The sequence below is a fragment of the Microbispora sp. CA-102843 genome, from assembly GCF_050936215.1.
GTDB lineage: Bacteria > Actinomycetota > Actinomycetes > Streptosporangiales > Streptosporangiaceae > Microbispora.
Map to the genome: position 1 here is coordinate 3,493,096 of NZ_JBNJNF010000001.1, position 18,969 is coordinate 3,512,064.

The 18,969-nt window shown below is 73.0% G+C and carries 13 protein-coding genes and 1 pseudogene; 5 read left to right on the plus strand and 9 right to left on the minus strand.

Going from position 1 to position 18,969, the window contains the following annotated elements:
* Positions 1 to 4 precede the first annotated feature (4 nt).
* The 3 genes and pseudogenes from ACQEVJ_RS16410 to ACQEVJ_RS16420 form a co-directional block, all read right to left on the minus strand.
* Positions 5 to 1,783 (minus strand): glycoside hydrolase family 15 protein, encoded by a 1,779-nt coding sequence (locus tag ACQEVJ_RS16410; protein ID WP_433101767.1) that lies wholly within the window; start codon positions 1,781 to 1,783, stop codon positions 5 to 7.
* A 110-nt stretch (positions 1,784 to 1,893) separates the two neighbouring features.
* A pseudogene (locus ACQEVJ_RS16415) lies at positions 1,894 to 3,693 on the minus strand (glycoside hydrolase family 15 protein); the annotation flags it as partial.
* Between the two features lie 66 nt (positions 3,694 to 3,759).
* Positions 3,760 to 4,398, minus strand: a complete 639-nt coding sequence (locus ACQEVJ_RS16420) for a YczE/YyaS/YitT family protein (RefSeq protein WP_433101769.1) — start codon at positions 4,396 to 4,398, stop codon at positions 3,760 to 3,762.
* Between the two features lie 64 nt (positions 4,399 to 4,462).
* Between ACQEVJ_RS16420 and ACQEVJ_RS16425 the strand changes: the two genes are divergently transcribed.
* Positions 4,463 to 5,920: a PLP-dependent aminotransferase family protein gene (locus ACQEVJ_RS16425; RefSeq protein ID WP_433101771.1), complete on the plus strand. Its 1,458-nt coding sequence runs from the start codon at positions 4,463 to 4,465 to the stop codon at positions 5,918 to 5,920.
* A gap of 26 nt (positions 5,921 to 5,946) precedes the next feature.
* Here the strand turns inward: ACQEVJ_RS16425 and ACQEVJ_RS16430 are convergent, their stop codons facing one another.
* Positions 5,947 to 7,452, minus strand: a complete 1,506-nt coding sequence (locus tag ACQEVJ_RS16430; protein WP_433101773.1) for a peptide MFS transporter — start codon at positions 7,450 to 7,452, stop codon at positions 5,947 to 5,949.
* A 179-nt stretch (positions 7,453 to 7,631) separates the two neighbouring features.
* Here ACQEVJ_RS16430 and ACQEVJ_RS16435 point away from each other — a divergent pair, with 179 nt between their 5' ends.
* The 4 genes from ACQEVJ_RS16435 (at position 7,632) to ACQEVJ_RS16450 (ending at position 12,427) form a co-directional block, all read left to right on the plus strand.
* Entirely contained in the window at positions 7,632 to 9,473 is a 1,842-nt protein-coding gene (locus ACQEVJ_RS16435) for an AMP-dependent synthetase/ligase (protein WP_433101775.1), read from the plus strand.
* 108 nt (positions 9,474 to 9,581) lie between these two features.
* Complete coding sequence (locus tag ACQEVJ_RS16440) at positions 9,582 to 10,478, plus strand: hypothetical protein (RefSeq protein ID WP_433101777.1); 897 nt, start codon at positions 9,582 to 9,584, stop codon at positions 10,476 to 10,478.
* A 170-nt stretch (positions 10,479 to 10,648) separates the two neighbouring features.
* Positions 10,649 to 11,581, plus strand: coding sequence for a hypothetical protein (locus tag ACQEVJ_RS16445; protein WP_433101779.1), 933 nt, complete (start codon positions 10,649 to 10,651; stop codon positions 11,579 to 11,581).
* A gap of 189 nt (positions 11,582 to 11,770) precedes the next feature.
* Complete coding sequence (locus ACQEVJ_RS16450; protein ID WP_433101781.1) at positions 11,771 to 12,427, plus strand: response regulator transcription factor; 657 nt, start codon at positions 11,771 to 11,773, stop codon at positions 12,425 to 12,427.
* On the opposite strand, the gene ACQEVJ_RS16455 is transcribed toward ACQEVJ_RS16450, so the two are convergent.
* From ACQEVJ_RS16455 to lanKC, 5 genes are all read right to left on the minus strand, one after another.
* Positions 12,329 to 14,137, minus strand: a complete 1,809-nt coding sequence (locus ACQEVJ_RS16455) for an ATP-binding cassette domain-containing protein (RefSeq protein WP_433101783.1) — start codon at positions 14,135 to 14,137, stop codon at positions 12,329 to 12,331. The genes ACQEVJ_RS16450 and ACQEVJ_RS16455 overlap by 99 nt on opposite strands.
* A complete protein-coding gene (locus ACQEVJ_RS16460) occupies positions 14,134 to 15,867 on the minus strand; it encodes an ABC transporter ATP-binding protein (RefSeq protein ID WP_433101785.1) in 1,734 nt (577 codons plus the stop codon). Before ACQEVJ_RS16460 ends, ACQEVJ_RS16455 begins: the two co-directional genes overlap by 4 nt.
* Positions 15,868 to 15,994: 127 nt before the next feature.
* Positions 15,995 to 16,135 (minus strand): SapB/AmfS family lanthipeptide, encoded by a 141-nt coding sequence (locus ACQEVJ_RS16465; protein WP_433101787.1) that lies wholly within the window; start codon positions 16,133 to 16,135, stop codon positions 15,995 to 15,997.
* A 70-nt stretch (positions 16,136 to 16,205) separates the two neighbouring features.
* Entirely contained in the window at positions 16,206 to 16,349 is a 144-nt protein-coding gene (locus ACQEVJ_RS16470; RefSeq protein WP_433101789.1) for a SapB/AmfS family lanthipeptide, read from the minus strand.
* Entirely contained in the window at positions 16,346 to 18,961 is a 2,616-nt protein-coding gene (lanKC, locus tag ACQEVJ_RS16475; protein ID WP_433101791.1) for a class III lanthionine synthetase LanKC, read from the minus strand. The genes ACQEVJ_RS16470 and lanKC overlap by 4 nt, the downstream gene beginning before the upstream one ends.
* Positions 18,962 to 18,969: the final 8 nt, after the last annotated feature.

Sequence of the window (18,969 nt, forward strand, 5' to 3'; positions counted from 1 at the left end):
TGGGCTACCGCCGCTGAGGAGCGGCGTAGCGGGCCAGCGCCTGGGCCGTGCGGATCAGGTGGATGTGGGTGAACGCCTGGGGGAAGTTGCCGAGTTGGCGGCCTGTCATGGGGTCGTACTCCTCGGCGAGGAGGCCGACGTCGTTCGACAGTGCGACGAGGCGTTCGAACAGTTCGACGGCGTCGTCGTGGCGGCCGGTGATGGCTCTGGCTTCGGCGAGCCAGAAGCTGCAGGCGAGGAAGGCGCCTTCGCCGCCGGGGAGGCCGTCGACGGGGTTGTCTTCGGCTATGGGGTAGCGCAGGACGAAGCCGTCGGTCATGAGTTCGCGTTCGATTGCGTCGATGGTGCCGGTGACGCGGGGGTCGTCGGGTGGGAGGAAGCCGACGATGGGGATCTGCAGGAGGGCGGCGTCGAGTTCCCGTGATCCGTAGGACTGGGTGAAGGTGTTGCGTTCGGGGTCGTAGCCCTTGTCGCAGACCTCGGCGTGGATGCGGTCGCGCAGGGCGCTCCAGCGCTCCACGTCGCCGCGCCGGCCCAGCTCCTCGATGACACGGACCATGCGGTCGGCCGCGACCCAGGCCATGACCTTGGAGTGGACGAAGTGGCGGCGGGGGCCGCGCACCTCCCACAGTCCCTCGTCGGGCTGGTCCCAGTTGTGCTCGAAGAACTCCATGACCTTCGTGACCAGGGCCCACGCGTGGTTGTCCGGCGCCATGCCCTGCTTGCGCGCCTGATAGAGGGCGTCGACGAACTCCCCGTAGATGTCGAGCTGGAGCTGGGTCGCCGCGCCGTTGCCGATCCGCACGGGCGTCGAGTTCTCGTATCCCGACAGCCAGTCGAGGGTCATCTCCGGCAGGCGGCGTTCGCCGGCCACGCCGTAGAGGACCTGGACGTCCTCGGGGCGGCCGGCGATGGCGCGCAGCAGCCAGGAACGCCAGGCGGCGGCCTCCTCGACATACCCGGCGCCGGTCAGCGCGTCGAGCGTCATGGAGGCGTCGCGCAGCCAGCAGTAGCGGTAGTCCCAGTTGCGCACCCCGCCCAGGTGCTCGGGCAGCGAGGTGGTCGGCGCGGCCACGATGCCGCCGGTCGGGCTGTAGGTGAGGGCCTTGAGCGTGATCAGCGAGCGGACCACGGCGTCGCGCCAGCGGCCCTGGTAACCGCATCGGGAGACCCACTCCTCCCACAGGAGCCTGGTCTCGGCGAGCTGCTCCAGCGGGTCGATCCGCTCCGGCTCCGGCTGGTGGGAGGGGTGCCAGGTGAACACGAACGGCAGTTGCTGCCCGGCGGTGACCGTGAACGTCGCCTCGTGCCGGTAGTCGCCGCCGCGCAGCGGGACGGGCGAGTGGATCCAGACCGAGTCGGGGCCGCCGATGGCGTGCAGGTGCCCGTTCCTGCGGCGCACCCAGGGGACGATGCGGCCGTAGTCGAAGCGGATGCGGATCTCCGTCGTCATCTCCACGGTTCCGGACAGGCCCTCCACGATCCGTACGAGATCGGGGTTGGCGTGCCGGGGCGGCATGAAGTCGATCACCTTGACCGCGCCGGTGGGCGTCTCCCAGACGGTCTCCAGGATGAGCGTGTCCTCGACGTACGCGCGGCGCGTGGCCTGCTCGTGCCCCGTGGGGGCCAGGCGCCAGAAGCCGTTGGACTCGTCGCCGAGCAGCCGGGTGAAGCAGGAGGGGGAGTCGAACCGTGGCAGGCACAGCCAGTCGATCGAGCCGTCCCGGCCGACGAGGGCGGCCGACTGCATGTCGCCCACCAGGGCGTAGTCCTCGATCCGCATGCCCGTCACGCTACCGGGCCCGGGCCGCCCTCACATCCGCGGTCCATTGCCGTGCCGATTGAACGGCTTTGCCGGCGCGGGACGAGAACGCGGTTTTCCGGGCTTGCGCTTCAGACGCTCATCACCCGCGCCGTGCCGGCGCTGCGTACCTCTCCGCTCAGCGCCTGGGCGGTGTGGATCAGGTGGATGTGGCTGAAGGCCTGGGGGAAGTTGCCGAGTTGGCGGCCTGATCGGGGGTCGTATTCCTCGGCGAGGAGGCCGACGTCGTTGGTGAGGTTGATGAGGCGTTCGAAGAGTTCGACGGCGTCGTCGTGGCGGCCGGTGATGGCTCTGGCTTCGGCGAGCCAGAAGCTGCAGGCGAGGAAGGCGCCTTCGCCGCCGGGGAGGCCGTCGACGGGGTTGTCTTCGGCTATGGGGTAGCGCAGGACGAAGCCGTCGGTCATGAGTTCGCGTTCGATGGCGTCGATGGTGCCGGTGACGCGGGGGTCGTCGGGTGGGAGGAAGCCGACGATGGGGATCTGCAGGAGGGCGGCGTCGAGTTCGCGGGAGCCGTAGGACTGGGTGAAGGTGTTGCGTTCGGGGTCGTAGCCCTTGTCGCAGACCTCGGCGTGGATACGGTCGCGCAGGGCGCTCCACCGGTCGAACGGCCCGGTACGGCCGAGCTCCGCGGCCCCCCGGGTCATGCGGTCCATGGCGAGCCACGCCATGATCTTGGAGTGGACGAAGTGGCGGCGGGGGCCGCGCACCTCCCACAGTCCCTCGTCGGGCTGGTCCCAGTTCTGTTCGAGGAACTCGGCCCCTTTCACCAGCAGCGCCCAGATGTACTCGTCGGGCGGCATGCCCCGCTTGCGCGCCCGGTAGAGGGCGTTGACCACCTGGCCGTAGACGTCGAGCTGGAACTGGCCGGCGGCGCCGTTGCCGATGCGGACGGGGCGTGAGCCCTCATAGCCGGGCAGCCAGTCGAGGGTCATCTCCGGCAGGCGGCGTTCGCCGGCCACGCCGTACATGATCTGGTGGTCCTCGGGGCGGCCGGCGACGGCGCGCAGCAGCCACACCCGCCAGGCGTTCGCCTCCTCGACGTACCCGGCCCGCAGGAGCGCGTCGAGGGTCATGGAGGCGTCGCGCAGCCAGCAGTAGCGGTAGTCCCAGTTGCGCACCCCGCCCAGGTGCTCGGGCAGCGAGGTGGTCGGTGCCGCGACGATGCCGCCGGTCGGGCTGTAGGTGAGGGCCTTGAGCGTGATCAGCGAGCGGACCACGGCGTCGCGCCAGGGGCCCCGGTAACCGCAACGGGCGGTCCAGTCCTGCCACGTCTGGACGGTCAGGCCGAGCTCGGCGAGGGGGTCGATGGCCTGGGGCTGCGGCTGGTGGGAGGGGTGCCAGGTGAACACGAACGGCAGCCGCTGCCCGGCGGCGACCCTGAACGTCGCCTCGTGCCGGTAGTCGCTGCCGCGCAGCGGGACGGGCGAGTGGATCCAGACCGAGTCGGGGCCGCCGATGGCGTGCAGATGGCCGCCCACCCGGCGTGCCCACGGCACGATCCTGCCGTAGTCGAAACGGATGCGGATCTCCGTCGTCATCTTGACGACCCCGGACAGGCCCTCCACCACCCGGACCAGGTCCGGGTTGCCGGAGCGAACCGGCATGAAGTCGACCACTCTGGCCGTCCCGGTGGGGGTCTCCCAGTCGGTCGCGAGCACCAGCGAGTCCTCGACGTACGCCCGCCGGGCGGCCCTGGCCTGTCCCACGGCGGCCACCCGCCAGAAACCGTTGTGCTCGTCGCCGAGCAGCCGGGCGAAGCAGGAGGGGGAGTCGAACCGCGGCAGGCACAGCCAGTCGATCGAGCCGTCCAGGCCGATCAGGGCGGCCGACTGCGTGTCCCCGATCAGGGCGTAGTCCTCGATCCGCATGCGCTCACCTCCCCGCGCGTACGGTGTGTCCCCCCAGCGCCGGGCGTGGGCCTCCTCCCTAGCGCCTCGTCATGACGGCTTCGTACCCGATGGCCGGTCGCTGTCCCCGGCGGGAGCCCACAGCTTCATGAAGACCTGCGTCGCCGGGCCGATCGTCAGGGCGAACACGACCGTGCCGATCCCGACCGTGCCGCCGAGCAGCCAGCCCACCGCGAGCACGGCGATCTCGACGACCGTGCGGGCGAGCCGGATCGACAGGCCGAGCCGGTTGAGGCCCGTCATCAGGCCGTCGCGCGGCCCCGGGCCGAAGCCCGCGTGGATGTAGAGCCCGGAGGCGGCGGCGATGGCGACGATGCCGCCCAGGAGGAAGGCCCACTGGACCGGCCAGGCCGCGGGCGCGGGGACCAGCGCCATCACCCCGTCGGCGCAGGTGCCGACCACCAGGACGTTGCTGATCGTGCCCAGGCCGGGCCGTTGCCGCAGGGGGATCCACAACAGCAGCACCAGCGCGCCCACCAGGTTGATGCACAGGCCGATCGACCACCCGGTGCGCACCGACATCCCCTGGTGGAAGACCTCCCAGGGGTCGAGGCCCAGCCCGGACCTGACAAGCAGGGCGATCCCGGCGCCGTACAGTGCCAGGCCGACATAGAGGCGGACCAGCCGCAGCGGGAGCGAACGGGGGCGGGGGAGGGAGAGTTCGGTCATAGTCGGCCCATCGTGCAGGCAGGCGGGGTTGCGGGAAAAGGGCCAATCAGAGAAATTGGCCTCTATGGATCGGTATCTCAGCGCTCCCCAGCTCGCCAGGCTCGTCCGGGGCGGCGCAGGAAAAGCCGAGCGAAACGGCGCGGGAAACACGCCGGACGCCCGGCCCTACTACCGGGCGCTCGCAGAGGCCGTACGCGGCCTGGTCCTCGACGGCAGGCTCGCCGTGGGGGTGCGCCTGCCGGCCGAGCGGCACCTGGCCGAGGCCCTCGGCGTGAGCCGCACCACCGTGACCGCCGCGTACGACCGGCTGCGCGAGCAGGGCTACCTGGAGAGCAGGCAGGGATCCGGCAGCCGCGCGGCCCTGCCCGACGCCGGCGCGCTCGGGACCGACAACCCGTGGCTCGCGTCCGACGACGACGGGCTGCTGCCGCTGCACTCCGCCGCGCCCCCGGCGACCGCCCTGCTCGGCGAGGCCATCGAGGAGGCGGGCCGGGCCTACCACCGGTACGCGCTGGGCATGGGCTACCACCCGGCCGGGCTGGCGCCGCTGCGCGAGGCGATCGCCCGCAGGTACGGCGAGCGGGGACTGCCCACCCGGCCCGAGCAGATCCTCGTCACGGCCGGGGCACAGCAGGCCATCCACCTGCTGATGTCGGCGTTCGCCGGGCCGGGCGACCCGGTGCTGGTCGAGTCGCCGACCTACCCGCACGCGATCGACGCGGCCCGGATGCGGGGGGCCCGCGTGGTGCCGGTGGGCGTCCAGGAGGACGGCTGGCATCTCGACCTGGTGAGCTGCGCGATGCGCCAGTCGGCGGCCCGCCTGGCCTACGTCATCCCCGACTTCCAGAACCCGACCGGCCACCTGATGGCCGACGCCGACCGCGCCGAACTGGTGGAGGCGGCCCGCCGGTACGGCGTCACGCTGATCGCCGACGAGAGCTGGGCGGAGATCGCGCTGGACGAGACGGCGCGTGCGGCGCCGCTGGCCTCGTTCGGCACCGGCGGCCGGGTGATCAGCGTCGGCTCGGCCTCGAAGCTGTGGTGGGGCGGCCTGCGGGTCGGCTGGATCCGGGCGAGCGCCGCGACCGTCCGCCGCCTGGCCGGGCTGCGGGCCGCCGTGGACATCGCGGGCGCGGTCTTCGAGCAGCTCGTGGTGGCGCGCCTGTTCGAGCGGGTCGAGGAGGCGCGCGCCGAGCGCCGCCGTGCGCTCGGCGCGTCATGCGCCGCGCTCGCCGCGGTCCTGCGCGAGGAGCTGCCCGGCTGGGCGTTCACGGCGCCGCGCGGCGGCGGCTCGCTGTGGGTGCGACTCGACGGGCCGGTGGCGAGCTCGGTCGCCGAGGCCGCCGCCGCCCGTGGCGTACGGCTGGCCCCGGGCCCGTGGTTCGGCGTGGACGGCACGCTGGAGCGCTACCTGCGGCTGCCGTTCACCCAGCCGCCGGCCGTGATGGAGGAGGCGGTGCGCCGCATCGCCCGCGACCCCGCCGGTTATCGTCCGTGCGAGCCGCTCACGCCGACCCTGTGAGCCGCTGTGTTCAGCCCTGTCTCTGTTCAGCTGGGCGCGGGCACGGACGGCACGTGGTGCTCGGCCATCAGCGTGCGGAGCCTGCGGACGAACAGCAGCATGAGAAGCCCCGCCACGATCGCGGCGAGCGCGAGGGAGAGGTAGTACATGGGCATCGGCACGACCTTGGTCAGCCGGTAGGCCTGGCCGCCGATGGAGTCGCCGAGGGCCGTCGCGAGGAACCACAGGCCCATGAGCTGGTTCTCGAACGCCCGGGGGGCGAGCTTGTTGGTGACCGACAGCCCGGCCGGGCTGAGGAACAGTTCGGCGACGGTCTGGATGAGGTAGACCGACAGCAGCCACATGACCGAGACCTTCACCCCGCCGGAGGCGACGCCGGCCGCGACCGACATGACGACGAAGCTCAGGCCGACGATCACCAGGCCGACCGCGAACTTGAGCGGCGTGCTGATCCGGGTGCCGGCCTTGAGGAACATCTCCGCGAAGAGGGGGGCGACGAGGATGATCGCGAGTGAGTTGACGTTGCCCACCCAGCCCGGCGGGATGGCGAAGCCCAGCACGTTCAGGTCGGTGTCGTTCTTCGCGAACAGCAGCAGCGCGCTGCCGGCCTGGTCGTAGACGAGCCAGAAGATCGCGGCGGCCAGGAACAGCCACACGTACGCGAACAGCCCGGTCCGCTCCTCAGCGGTGACGTCGCGCGAGGAGAACAGGAAGGCGAAGTAGGCGACGGGCACGATGGCCGTCACGACCGTGAGCACGAGGGCGAAGCGGTCCACGGTGAGCGTGCCGCTGAGCGCCCACAGGGCCAGCGCGCCCGCGCCGACGGCGAGCCCGACGCCCGCGACGACCTTGAAGCGCCGCTCCTCCTCCGGTGTCAGGCGGTGGTCCGGCACCTCGCCGGCGCCGCACAGGGTGGCCCGGCCCCGCACGTACTGTGTCAGGCCGACGGCCATGCCGAGCGCCGCCGCGCCGAAGGCGAGGTGCCAGCGGCCGCCCGTCTGCAGCCAGGGCACGAGCATGATGCCGAGGAAGGCGCCCAGGTTGATGCCCATGTAGAAGATCGTGTAGCCGGAGTCGCGCCGGGCGTCGTCCTCGTGCCGGTACAGCTCGCCCACCAGCGCCGACATGTTCGGCTTGAGCAGTCCGCTGCCCAGCGCGATCAGCACGAGGCCGAGCCAGACGAAGCCGCCGCCCATGGGCATCGCCATGCTGACGTGGCCGCCCATGATGACCAGGGCGCCGCACAGCACGGTCCTGCGCGCTCCGAGCAGCCGGTCGGCGAGCCAGCCGCCCGCGAGGGCGAGCAGGTAGACCGAGGCGATGTAGACGCCGTAGATGCCGACCGCGGTCGTCTCGGGCAGGCCCATGCCGCCGCGCGTGACGGGCGCGGTCAGGAACAGCACGAGGATGGCGCGCATGCCGTAGTAGCTGAAGCGCTCCCACATCTCCGTGCTGAACAGCGTGGCCAGCCCCCGTGGATGGCCGAAGAACGTCCGCTCGCCCACCGGCGGACCGGATCTTCCAGATGCCATGCGATCCCCCCGATCACGCACCATCCCCGTACCTTACCTGCCTTTATGTCTTGTTTGTCCGATTATGGTGGCCGTCTATAGCACATCCCGCCGTGCTTCCCGCCGCCGGGGTCTTGTCCGCGGTGATCTCGTGTGGTGCGATGCATCCCACGCGTGCAAGATGCCCGTTGGGAGGCGCGATGACCGGCGTACTTGAGGAACGGGCCGCGATCGAGCGGGAGATCGCGGGCAGGACGGTGTGCGAGCAGCTCAGATGGGCCGCGCAGGAGCATCCGGACTCGCCGGCCTACTCCGATCCCGCCGGCGACGGCTGGGCGACGCTGACCTACGCCGAGGCGCGGAGGAGGGTGCTGCAGATCGCCGCGGGCTACGCCGCGCTGGGCCTGCGGCCCGGCGACGCCGTCGCGCTGATGCTGGTCAACCGCAGCGAGCACGTGCTGGCCGACCTCGGGGCCGTCCACGCGGGCGCCGTCCCCTGCTCCATCTACGCGACCTTCGCCCCCGAGCAGGTCGCGTACGTCGCCCGCGACGTCGGGGCGCGGATCGCGGTGCTCGGCGGCCCGGCCGACCTGGCCCGCTGGGAGCCGGTCCTCGGCGAGCTGCCCGCGCTGACGAGGATCGTCATGCTGGAGGGCGCCCCAGAAGGCGATGAGCGCTTCCTGAGCTGGGAGACGTTCCTGAAGCTCGGGGCCGACGCGCTGGCCGCCGACCCGGCCGCGGTGGACGCGCGCTGGCGCGCGGTGACCCCGGAGGACACGCTGGCCGTCCTCTACACCTCGGGGACGACGGGCAACCCCAAGGGCGTCCCGCTGACGCACGCGAACGTGCTGTTCGAGATCGTCACCACCCAGCGGATGATCGTCCTGCCCACGCACGGCACGCAGATCTCCTACCTTACCTACGCCCACATCGCCGAGCGGGTGCTCAGCCTGTACCTGCCGTTGGTGAAGGTCAACCACGTCTACTTCTGCACGGACATGGCGAACCTCGGCGCCACGCTCGGCCAGGTGCGCCCGGTGCTGTTCTTCGGCGTCCCCCGCGTCTGGGAGAAGATGACGGCCCGGCTGCAGGCGCTGCTGGCCACCCAGCCGCCCGAGCAGCAGGAGAACGTGCGCGCCGCGATGGCCGCCGGGCTCGCGTACGTCGAGGGGCTGCAGTACGGCCACACGGTCACGCCCGAGGTGCGGGAGGCCTACGAGCGGGCCGACGCCGCGCTGCTGTCGGTCGTCCGCGGCCTGATCGGGCTCGACCAGGCCCGCTGGTGCGCCACCGCCGCCGCGCCGATGCCGGACGAGGTGCAGCGGTTCTTCGCCGGGCTCGGCCTGAAGGTCATCGACGTGTACGGCATGACCGAGACGACCGGCGCCTTCACCGTCAACTCCCCGGACGTCTTCAAGCTCGGCACGGTGGGCCGGGCCGAGCCGGGCGTCGAGGTGCGGATCGCCGAGGACGGCGAGATCCTCACCCGCAGCCCGCTCAACACCCGCGGCTACCTCGGCCTGCCCGAGGCGACCGCCGAGCTCCTCGACGACGACGGCTGGCTGCACACCGGCGACGTCGGGTCGGTCGACGAGGACGGCTTCGTCCGCATCGTCGACCGCAAGAAGGAGCTGTTCATCACCTCGGGCGGGGAGAACGTCTCCCCGGCCGTCATCGAGGGCCACCTGAAGGAGCACCCGCTCATCGGGCAGGCCCTCGCGTACGGGGACCGCCGGCCGTACCCGGTGGCGATCCTCACCCTGGACGGCGAGGTGGCGCCCGAGTGGGCGCGGGCGCGCGGCATCGCCTTCGGCTCCCTGGCCGACCTGGCAGGGCACCCGGACGTGCTCAAGGAGGTCGAGGCGGCGGTCGAGTCCGCCAACCGCAAGCTCGCCCGGGTGCAGCAGGTCAAGCGGTGGCTGCTGCTGCCCGTCGAGTGGACGGCCGAGACCGAGGAGCTCACCCCCAGCCTCAAGCTCAAGCGCCGGGTCGTCCACGCCAGGTACGCCGAGGCGATCGAGGAGCTGTACGCGACCGGCTGATCGCGAGGCGGGTTCTCACCGGGCCGAGTTTTACCGGGCCGAGTTTTTACCCGGATGGGAGTGTGTCGGGGGCGGGACGGCCCGCGGGCGTGCGTACGGTCACGGGGCATGATGAGACCTCTGCTCGCGACGCTGGTCCTCGCGACCGCGACGACCGTGACGACGGCGGCGGCCGCGCCGGCCTCCGCCTCCGGCGACCTGGCCATCCGCTCGGTCGAGGTGCGCCCGTCCGACCCCGTGGTCGGCCCGAGCGGGTCGGTGCGGCTGGTCGTCGACGTGGTGGCGCGCGGCGCGGACCGCGTCTCCGTCGTCCTGGAGCCCGGCCGCGCCCCCTCCGGAGACGACGAGCCCGGAGGGGAGCCCGAGCCGGACGTGATTCCCTCGCCGCCGTCCGGCGACGCCGTGCCGGTGCCGTCGGTCACCCCGGATCCGGCGGTCTCTTCGGGCTCCGCCGTACCCGCGGGCGTGCCCCTGCCGGGCCTGGGCGGGCTGGCGTCCGCCGCGATGCCCGGCATGATGGGCGCGTCGCGGGCGGGGGGCCGGCCGGCGCGACGGATCTCGTCCGGGGAGTGGGAGACCTGGCGGTTCTTCCCGGACAAGCCGCTGTCGCGGTGGTATCCGAGCGGCCCGTGGACGGTCACCGCGACCGCGGTGAACGCGCGGGGTGAGCGGGCCGTCGCCCGGGTGGGCTTCAACCTGCGCCGGGCGACCGAGATCGAAGGGCTCAAGGTGGTGCGCGACGGGGACGGCGTGCGCGTCACCGGGACGCTGATACGGGTGGACCCGCTCGGGAAGGTCGACTACCGGCCCTTCGCCGGGCAGCGGGTCAGGATCTGCTTCCGCCCCGCCGGGTCGTCCCGCTGGAAGACCGTGGGAGAGGCGGTCACCCGCAGGGACGGCTGGTTCACCGCCCGGGTCCGCGTGGACGGCGAGGGCGCGTGGCGTGCCGAATATGCCGGTACTTCCAGGTATGCCGCCGATGCCAGCCCGCAACGAGGAGCGTAAACAAACCTTTGATGCCCCAAAAAGGTACAAAATAGACTTAAAGGACAGTTATCGTTTTGTAATCTCTTTTATGAACGAGTGAGGCAACTTTTCTCGCCCTTGTGACGTCTATGACGTAGGCGCGCCCCAAACCGGGGGCGCGTGCCTAAACGGGGAGAGGATTTACCCTCATGGTGAAACGAGCGGCTACCACCCTGGTAGCGGTCGCCATGGGCGCCACAGCGCTCGCGACTGCGCCCGCGTACGCGGACCCTGTCGCGCCTTCGTCGTCGCCCACGCCGAGCCCCACCGCTGGGGACACCGCCCGCAAGCCGTACACGCCCGACCCGCGCATCGTGTCGGTCGACGTCGACCCCGACGTGGTCGTGGTGAGCAAGGGCCGGTCCGCCCGGGTCACCGCCCGGGTCACGACCAAGGACGTCCAGAGCGTCGACATCGACCTGTGGGGTCCGAGGGGCCGCGGCGACCACGGCGGCGACCATGGCGGCGACCACTGGTTCGGCAAGCGGAAGGGCGGCCCGAACGACGGTCCGAAGTTCGACCGCGCCTCGCGGTCGTGGAGCTTCGACTGGAGCGACCGGGCGGGCACCTACCGCGTGCACGTCGAGGCGATCGGGCTCGACGGCAAGAAGTACACCGAGGACCGCTCCTTCACGGTGAAGCGCAAGGAGTGGCACTCGCCGCGGCCGACGGGCGCCAAGGCGACCCGCATCGCCGGCTTCGACGCCACGCCCAACCCGGTCCGCAAGGGCCGCGCGCTGACCCTGAAGGGCAAGCTGCAGGTCGCCCAGTGCTGGGGTGACTGGTACTACGACGACTGGAACGACTTCTCCGGCCGTCGCGGCGGCGACCGCTACTGCTCCGACAGCCGCAACTACTGGAACAACTGGCGCTGGCTGGGCTCCCAGGACGTGAAGATCTACTTCCAGTCCTCGGGCTCCCACAGGTGGCAGTACGTGGACACCATCGAGACCAACGGTGACGGCGGCTTCGCCGCCAAGGTCCGGGCCTTGCGGTCCGGCACCTGGGCGGTGCGGTTCGACGGCAACCGCGGGCTCAAGGGTTCCGAGGCGACCGACTACGTGAAGGTCTGGCGCCACTAGAAGACCCGACCGCGACGCCCGGCTCCCCTGAAGGGGCCGGGCGTCCGGTTTTTGGCTTACGCGGTTCCTGATTAAAGGTGACAGTTCGGGTAGAGAGGTCCCGGCATGCGCGCGGAACCTTCATAGTGAGTTGAAGCGCGGCGGTCACCAACGGCGAGCACCCGCTCGCACCGCGTGTAGGGGGCTGGCTTGATCCGACTGATGCTCGCCGAGGACATGCATCTCATCCGCAAGGCGCTGGTCGCTCTGCTGTCGAGCGAGGACGACCTCGAGGTGGTGGCCGAGGCGGACAAGGGAGAGGACATCGTCCGGCTCGGCTGCCTGCGGCGTCCCGACGTCGCGGTGCTCGACATCGGGATGCCCGGTGTCGACGGCCTCACCGCGGCGGCCGAGCTGCACCGCCGATTACCCTCCTGCAGGACCGTCGTCCTCACCGGCCTCGGGACGCCCACGGCGCTGCGCAAGGCGCTGGACGCCAACGTGCGCGGCTTCGTCGTGAAGGACGCCTCGCCGGGCCACCTCGTGGACTGCATCCGCCGGGTGGCGAAGGGCGAGCGGGTCATCGACCCCGAGCTCGCGGTGGCCGCGCTCGACGCCGACAGCAACCCGCTGACCGCCCGCGAGCTGGACGTCCTGGAGACCGCGGCCTGCGGCGCCACCGTCAGTGAGATCGCCGACCGCCTGTCGCTGTCGCGGGGCACGGTCCGCAACTACCTGTCCCGCATCCTCACCAAGGTCGGCGCCCGCTCACGCGTCGAGGCGATCCAGATCGCCTCCGAGTCCGGCTGGCTGTGGCCCGCGGCCGGCCGCGACCTCGGCATCCTGCGCTACCGCCCCCGCCGGTAGCCGCTCCGGGCCCTCCCAGTGGCCCACCAGGTCCGCGTACAGCGGTGAGGAGGCGACCATCTCCTCGTGCGTGCCGAGCAGGACGCGGGTGCCGTCCATCACGAGCACCCGCCGGGCCCGCAGGGCCGAGGAGATCCGGTGCGCCACGACGATCACCGTGCCCTCGCGCGCCGCGAACGCCGCCTCCGCCCGCGCCTCCGCCGCCGGATCGAGATGGCAGGTCGCCTCGTCGAGCACGACCAGCCGGGCGGGGGACAGGTAGGTCCTGGCCAGCGCGACGAGCTGCCGCTCGCCCGCCGACAGCTCGGCCGGGTCGAGCGGGCCGCCCGCGGTGCGCTGCGCGAGCTCCGCCAGCCCGAACGCCGCCACCGCCTCGTCCACCCGCTCGGGAGGCGTCCCCGGCGCGAGGTACGTCAGGTTCTCCGCCAGGGTGCCGGGGAAGACGTACGCCTCCTGGGGGATCAGCGCGCGGCCGGCCGGGTGGACCCGCGCGGCCGGGACGCCGCCGACGAGGACCTCGCCGTCGTCCGGGGGCAGCAGGCCGGCGACGAGCGCGGCCAGCGTGGACTTGCCGATCCCGCTCGGGCCGACGACGGCCAGGTGGTCGCCCTCGGGCACGTCGAGGTCCAGGCCGTCGATCACCGGCTCGGCGGCCTTCTGCCCTGGCCTGCCGTAGGCGAAGCGGACCCCGCGCAGCTCCAGCCGGACCCCGCCGGGCTCCCGGTCGCCGTGCGGCACGGGCGGGCCGGGCGCGTGGAGGATGCGCTCCAGCGTGACGGCCAGGCGGACGCCGCTGACGCCGAGGCCCTGGACGAGGCCGCCGAGCGCGGGGGAGAGCGACTGCATCACATAGGTCAGCGAGCCGAGGATCACCCCGCCGGTGACCCCCTGGCGCACCAGCCAGGGCGCGCCCGCGAGCAGGAGCACCACCGGCAGCCACGCGCCCACCGCCAGCGCCAGCGTCCGCGACGCCGTCACCCGGGCCAGCGCCCGCGCGGCCCTCTCCTGCCGGGAGACCTCGCGCCCGACGCTCGCCGCGACGCGCGCCTCGCCGCCGCAGGCGGTCACGTCCCGCAGGCCGCCCGCCATCGCGGCCACCGCGGTGGCCGTGCGCTCGTCGGCGACGATGAACTCGCGCTGACGCCGGGCCAGGGCGGGCAGGGAGACGAGGAACAGGCCGAGCCCCAGGGCCACCGGAGCCAGCACGAGCGGGACGACCTCCGAGGCCAGGGTCGTCAGCCCCACCGCCACACCGGCCAGCGTGAACACGAAGGTCCTGACCACCGTGATGATCGCGCCGAAGGCGTCCCTGGCCAGCTCGACCTGGTGGTTCATCCGGGCGACGGCCGCGCTGTCGCCGCCCCGCCCGGCCCGCAGCGCCCCGGTCACCACGCGCTCCAGCAGGTCGTCGCGGAACGGCTCGACGATCCCGGCGATGAGCAGCAGGACCTGCCGGGCGGCCACCGCGGCCACCGCCCACGCGGCGGCGAGCACGCCCAGCCACATCAGGCCGGTGCCCGGCCGCCCCGCGGCGAAGCCGTCGTCCACGGCCCGCGCGATCGCGTATCCGCCGGTCAGCGCGGGCAGGGCCTCCGCCACCGACCAGCAGGCCAGCCACAGCAGCCGGGCGGGTTCGCGCCGCAGCGCACCCACGACCACCCGCCTGGCGTCCGCTCCCGGCCGCCCTCCACCGGGCGCGCGGCGCCTCACGAGGCCTCCTCGGCGCGGAAGACCGCGCGGTAGCCGGGGTCGTCCCACAGCCGGTCGTGCGTGCCGGTCGCGCGGACCCGCCCGTTCTCCAGCCACACGACCTGGTCGGCCTGCGCCGCCGTCGTCACGCGATGGGCCACCACCAGCCGGGTGCGGTCGGACAGGCTTCCGGTGAGCGCCCGCCCGACCTGCCGCTCGGTCACCGTGTCCAGGCTCGACATGGCGTCGTCCAGGATCAGCAGCCGGCCGGCCTGGGCGAACGCGCGGGCCAGGCCGACCCGCTGGATCTCGCCCCCGGACATCGGCGCCTCGCCGACCGGGGTGGCGTACCCGAGCGGCAGCCGCCGGATGAAGGCGTCGGCGCGGGCGGCGCCCGCGGCCGCCCGCACCGCGTCCGCGCTCCGCTCGCCGGGGGCGTCCCGTGCGCCGAGGCCGAAGGCGACCGCCTCGCCCAGCGTCTCGCCGAACAGCGCGGGCCGCTCGAACGCGTACCCGACCGCGCGGCGAAGCGGCTCCCGGCCGATCTCGCGCAGGGGCACGCCGTCCAGCAGGACCGCGCCGCGTTCGGGATCCACGAGCCGCCCGGCGACGGCGGCCAGCGACGACTTGCCGGAGCCCGAGCGGCCCACCACCGCCGTGCACGTGCCGCCGGGCACGACCAGGCTGACACCGCTCAGCAGTCGCACGCCGTCGGCCCGTACGGTCACGTCGCGCAGCTCCAGGGTCCCCGGGCCCGGCGGCAGCGGCCGGTCCCCGTACGCCGGGGGCGGCACGGCGAACAGCTGCTCCAGGCGCTGGGCGGCCGACCGGGCGCGGGCGATGCGGGCCGCGTACCCGAGCGCCGACCCCAGGCCCGCCCCGAGCACGACGTAGCGCGCGGCGGCGAGCAGTTCCCCGACGGTGAGGCCGCCGGCCGACAGGCGCAGCCCGCCGACGGCGAGCACGGCGATCTCCAGGAGCGGGACGACGACGGCGGCCTGCACGCCGGCCCGCGCCTGCAGCCGCCACAGCGCCAGGCCGTGGGCGCGCAGGCGGGGGAGCGGGGCGAGCACGCGCGCGGCCTCCCGGTCCTCGGTGCCCGCCGCGGTGATGGTGCGGGCCCCGGCGAGGGCGCCCACCAGCATGGCCGCGATCTCCCCCTGGGCCTGCTGGTAGCCGCCGGAGGCCGCCGTGGTCCTGCGCATGAACGCGCGCAGCACGGCCACGATCAGGAGCAGACCGGCCACCAGCGTCACCGCGAGCCACGGGTCGATCAGCGCGAGGGCGACAACGCTGCCGGCCGCCGGAACGATCAGCGTGGCGGCGGTGACCACCGCCTCGGGGGTCCGCCCGGCCTCCTCCACGTTCACCCCGGCGCGGGTGACGATCTCACCCGGCGTGAAGTGGCGGGTCATGCTGGCGCCGGCGGACAGGGTGTGGGCCACCACCCGGGAGCGCAGCCACCGCGCGGCCCGCGCTCCGCTCACACCGGCCGCGAGCACGCCCAGCGCGTCGCACGCGACGACCAGCGCGACCAGCAGCGCGGCGGCCGTGAGCGGGCCGGTGAGCCCGAAACCGGCCTCGGCCCCCGCCTGGGTCCGCACCACGGCGTCGACGGCGCGGCCGAGCGCCGCCGGGAGCAGCAGGTCGGCCGCGGCGCCCAGCAGCGCCGTCGCCGTCAGCGCCGCGAGCCACGGGCCGCCGCGCCGTACGGCCCGTGCGATCAGCAGGTCCGCCGGACGAGAGCTCACCGGGTCCTCCAGAGGTGAAAGGCCGGACAGGACGGGGGGACGGGGACGGCTCCCGCGGCCGGCCGGGGCCGGAAACGCGGAAGCCTGGGCGGCCGCGACGACCGCCCAGGACTCCCTCAGCGTGCTATCAGCCGCAGATGATGCTGAGGCTGCTGTTCTCGTGCGGGGTGCACCCGAGCAGGCTCAGGTTGCTGCCGCCGCCACCGCCGCCACCGCCGCCGCCGTGGCCGCCGGGGATCTCGAGGGTCTGCAGGTCGAGAAGCGCCATGTGGATCATCTCCTTGTATGGGTTCCATCAGCCGGGATGAGGCTGAAGTTCGTGTTCACCGGAGGGTCCGTCAGCCGCAGATGATGCTGAGGCTGCTGTTCTCGTGCGGGGTGCACCCGAGCAGGCTCAGGTTGCTGCCGCCGCCACCGCCGCCGCCGTGGCCGCCGGGGGCCTCGAGGGTCTGAAGGTCGAGGAGCGTCATTGTGCGATTCACCTCCTCTCGGGGCTGGTCGGGACATGTGACCCGGCGGCGGTGCGCAGGGGCCCCTGCGCCTGGGACCGTCCGGGGGGCTCGAGGAACGGGAGGTGAACCGGCTCGTCGTGCAGCGCGGTGCCGAGTGCGAGCAGCACGCCGGCGCTCCCGGTGGCGAGATCCATCGACAGGCGGAGCAACTGGGCCCCGGGGAAGGCCAGCCCGCCCTGGTGGGGAAGCTCGTGCCAGGCCAGCCGGGCGATCTGCGCCGCGGCGGCCTCGGGGTCGGGACGGGAGCCGGACGACAGGCAGGCGATCATGCCGGCCCGGCCCGCGAACAGCCCCGACTGGACGTAATAGTGCAGTGTCGTGACCGGCCGGATGGCGGCCAGCGACTCGGCGAAGGTCTCGTCGTGCCGGTGGGCGAGGTAGCGGTCCAGCACCAGGCCGATGCCGGCCGACCCCTCGTCGAGGTAGGGGTTGGTCCGCCAGCCCTGCTGCACCTGGAGCTGACCGTCCTCGCGGCCGACGCACCGGCGCAGGTCCTGCCGCAGCGCGGTGGCCGCGAGGTCGAGCAGCCCGGGGTCGCCGGTGTGCTCGTAGGCGTGCAGGAACATCAGGGCGGGTCCGGCCGAGCCGTACATCAGCCCCGCGTGCGGATACTTCCCGCCGCTGATCTCGGGCACGTCGTCCGGGCCGCCGAGCCGGTCGGCCACCAGCGCCACGACACGCGCGGCCCGCTCGCGGAACTCCGGCTCGCCGGTCGCGTCGTGCAGGCGCATCAGGGCGAGGGCGACGCCGGACAGGCCGCGGTAGAGGCTCAGGTCCAGCCCTTCACGAAGCTCCCGCGCGCATCGCTGCGCCACGTCGAGCGCGTCCTCGCGGCGGCCGAGCGCCTCCAGCGCGTACGCCACGCCGTGCAGGCCGTTGTAGAAGCCGGGCCCGATGCCGGGCTTCGCGGCCTGCCTGAGCAGCCACTCCTCGTGCTCGGGGAAGCGCCCCGCCCCGGTCGTCGCCAGCGCGTACAGGACGCCGGCCGCGCCGTTGGCCAGGCTCACCCCGCCGCCGGGCTCGAACTGCACGATGTCGCCGGGGAACAGCCGGTCCTCGCGGTCCGGCGTGGCCGAGGCGAGGATCGCCATCGCCAGCGCCTCCCGTACGGCGGGCCAGCCCTCCCTGGGACGGTCCGGCCGAGGGAGCCGGCTCGGCTCAGGCGCGGGCGGATCCTGCCCGAGGATCGTCCGTACGGCTCCCTCGATCAGCGCGGGGGGCACGGGGAACATCTCGGTGATCAGCCGGCCGAGCCGGGCGGCCTTGGGCCGGTGGAGCTGCAGCAGCATGGTGGTCATCGGGGCGAACACGCCCAGGTGCAGGCAGGCCAGCGCGTACTCGTCGGCCTCGACGCCGGCCAGCTCGCGCGGCGGCACGAAGCCGGGGTTGGCGAGCGTGGGCCGCCTGCGCTCCTCGACCGCCGAGGAGACCTCGAAGTCGATCAGGACCACGCGGTCGCCGTCCACCAGGACGTTGAAGGGGTGCAGGTCGCCGAACACCACGCCGCGCCCGTGCAGCGCGGAGACCGCCGCCCGCACCTTGGCGAGCATCCCGACGGCCCACTCGGCGTAGTCCGCGTCCAGCTCGGAGGTGCGGTCGGCCCGCGTGAGGGGGTGCTTCTGGGCGATGAGCTGGCTGAGCGAGGTGCCGTCGACGTACTCCTGCACCAGGAAGTGGTGCTCGCCGACCGTGAAGTAGTCGCGCAGCGCCGGCACGACGTCGAGGCCGGCCAGGCGCTCCATGATCGCGGCCTCGTGCCGCAGGCGGGTGACGGCGTCGCGTCCCTCGACGTCGAGCCCGGCGTGCGGGCGGGCCTCCTTCAGCACCACCTGCTCGCCGGTGCGCCTGTCGCGCCCGAGGTAGACGCCGCCGCCGTTGGAGAAGTGCAGGACGCTGTCCACCTCGTACGGCACGCCTTCGAACGTCACCGCGTTGCGCGCCGCCAAGTGCGGTTCGAGGAACGCCGGCAGGGTCACCCAGGAGGGCAGGGCGAACGCGGGACCGCGCACATCGGGGACGAGGTGGCCGTCGGCGTCCTCGATCGCGAGCACCCGCTCGCCGTTGTCGTCGAGGCAGTGGCGCTCGGCGAACCCGCCATACCGGACGAACAGGGGCCCTTCGCCGTAACGCAGGTCGCTGAGGATGTACGGGCCCTCGACGCCGTCGAGGATCTCGGCGAGCTCCTTGAGCGTCAGCTCCAGCTGGGCCTCGTCCACGGGGTAGATGGTGACCAGCTTGCCGCTCGACCCGCGGAAGGCGTACTTGGAGTTCTGCATCGTCATCACGCGCCGGCCGCGCAGGAACTTGAAGGCCAGCCCGCGGGGCACGCAGTAATCCCACGCCGCGGCGATCACCCGCTCCGCCTCCGGTACGGAGGAGGAGATGTGGATCTTCCAGCCCTGTGTGGGCAGGGCCGCGCCGGCCGGCGCGTAGTGCAGCCAGGTCTCGCTCTCGGCGTGCGCCCACCCGTCGGGTGTGGGCCGGGCGGCGATGGCGAAGTCGGGATGCTCAGCGCGCTTGGTGTCGAGGGTGTCGTAGAACAAGGGATCTGCGAGGCAGTAAATCTCGTACTTACTAATCACCAGATGTC

What these genes read in the sequence shown, in the direction of transcription:
- ACQEVJ_RS16410 (WP_433101767.1), bottom strand. Translation starts at nt 1,783, where the DNA reads ATGCGGATCGAGGACTACGCCCTGGTGGGCGACATGCAGTCGGCCGCC.
- ACQEVJ_RS16420 (WP_433101769.1), bottom strand. Translation starts at nt 4,398, where the DNA reads ATGACCGAACTCTCCCTCCCCCGCCCCCGTTCGCTCCCGCTGCGGCTG.
- ACQEVJ_RS16425 (WP_433101771.1), top strand. Translation starts at nt 4,463, where the DNA reads ATGGATCGGTATCTCAGCGCTCCCCAGCTCGCCAGGCTCGTCCGGGGC.
- ACQEVJ_RS16430 (WP_433101773.1), bottom strand. Translation starts at nt 7,452, where the DNA reads ATGGCATCTGGAAGATCCGGTCCGCCGGTGGGCGAGCGGACGTTCTTC.
- ACQEVJ_RS16435 (WP_433101775.1), top strand. Translation starts at nt 7,632, where the DNA reads ATGACCGGCGTACTTGAGGAACGGGCCGCGATCGAGCGGGAGATCGCG.
- ACQEVJ_RS16440 (WP_433101777.1), top strand. Translation starts at nt 9,582, where the DNA reads ATGATGAGACCTCTGCTCGCGACGCTGGTCCTCGCGACCGCGACGACC.
- ACQEVJ_RS16445 (WP_433101779.1), top strand. Translation starts at nt 10,649, where the DNA reads ATGGTGAAACGAGCGGCTACCACCCTGGTAGCGGTCGCCATGGGCGCC.
- ACQEVJ_RS16465 (WP_433101787.1), bottom strand. Translation starts at nt 16,135, where the DNA reads ATGGCGCTTCTCGACCTGCAGACCCTCGAGATCCCCGGCGGCCACGGC.